The sequence below is a fragment of the Ewingella sp. C233 genome, from assembly GCF_055407225.1.
The window spans coordinates 1-1,642 of record NZ_JBUZRI010000018.1 but is presented as its reverse complement, the minus strand read 5'-3'; the positions used below and the strand labels follow the sequence as shown (position 1 = coordinate 1,642).

1 rRNA gene is annotated in these 1,642 nt (G+C 52.7%); it reads left to right on the top strand.

The features are described 5' to 3' along the window. The first annotated feature begins 53 nt into the window (after positions 1–53). Positions 54–1,596 (top strand): 16S ribosomal RNA (locus ACZRKO_RS22740). The last annotated feature ends 46 nt before the right edge of the window (positions 1,597–1,642 follow it).

Genomic DNA, 1,642 nt, shown 5'->3' with positions numbered 1-1,642 from the left:
TACGAAAGTTAATTTTTGAGCACCGCTTCACGAGTTGAAGCAAATCGAACTTTTAATTGAAGAGTTTGATCATGGCTCAGATTGAACGCTGGCGGCAGGCCTAACACATGCAAGTCGAGCGGTAGCACAGGAGAGCTTGCTCTCTGGGTGACGAGCGGCGGACGGGTGAGTAATGTCTGGGAAACTGCCTGATGGAGGGGGATAACTACTGGAAACGGTAGCTAATACCGCATGACGTCGCAAGACCAAAGTGGGGGACCTTCGGGCCTCACGCCATCGGATGTGCCCAGATGGGATTAGCTAGTAGGTGAGGTAATGGCTCACCTAGGCGACGATCCCTAGCTGGTCTGAGAGGATGACCAGCCACACTGGAACTGAGACACGGTCCAGACTCCTACGGGAGGCAGCAGTGGGGAATATTGCACAATGGGCGCAAGCCTGATGCAGCCATGCCGCGTGTGTGAAGAAGGCCTTCGGGTTGTAAAGCACTTTCAGCGAGGAGGAAGGGTTCAGTGTTAATAGCACTGTGCATTGACGTTACTCGCAGAAGAAGCACCGGCTAACTCCGTGCCAGCAGCCGCGGTAATACGGAGGGTGCAAGCGTTAATCGGAATTACTGGGCGTAAAGCGCACGCAGGCGGTTTGTTAAGTCAGATGTGAAATCCCCGAGCTTAACTTGGGAACTGCATTTGAAACTGGCAAGCTAGAGTCTTGTAGAGGGGGGTAGAATTCCAGGTGTAGCGGTGAAATGCGTAGAGATCTGGAGGAATACCGGTGGCGAAGGCGGCCCCCTGGACAAAGACTGACGCTCAGGTGCGAAAGCGTGGGGAGCAAACAGGATTAGATACCCTGGTAGTCCACGCTGTAAACGATGTCGATTTGGAGGTTGTGGGCTTGACCCGTGGCTTCCGGAGCTAACGCGTTAAATCGACCGCCTGGGGAGTACGGCCGCAAGGTTAAAACTCAAATGAATTGACGGGGGCCCGCACAAGCGGTGGAGCATGTGGTTTAATTCGATGCAACGCGAAGAACCTTACCTACTCTTGACATCCAGAGAATTCGCTAGAGATAGCTTAGTGCCTTCGGGAACTCTGAGACAGGTGCTGCATGGCTGTCGTCAGCTCGTGTTGTGAAATGTTGGGTTAAGTCCCGCAACGAGCGCAACCCTTATCCTTTGTTGCCAGCACGTAATGGTGGGAACTCAAAGGAGACTGCCGGTGATAAACCGGAGGAAGGTGGGGATGACGTCAAGTCATCATGGCCCTTACGAGTAGGGCTACACACGTGCTACAATGGCATATACAAAGAGAAGCAAACTCGCGAGAGCAAGCGGACCTCACAAAGTATGTCGTAGTCCGGATTGGAGTCTGCAACTCGACTCCATGAAGTCGGAATCGCTAGTAATCGTAGATCAGAATGCTACGGTGAATACGTTCCCGGGCCTTGTACACACCGCCCGTCACACCATGGGAGTGGGTTGCAAAAGAAGTAGGTAGCTTAACCTTCGGGAGGGCGCTTACCACTTTGTGATTCATGACTGGGGTGAAGTCGTAACAAGGTAACCGTAGGGGAACCTGCGGTTGGATCACCTCCTTACCTAAAGATACGCATTGTGCAGTGTCCACACAGATTGTCTGATGAA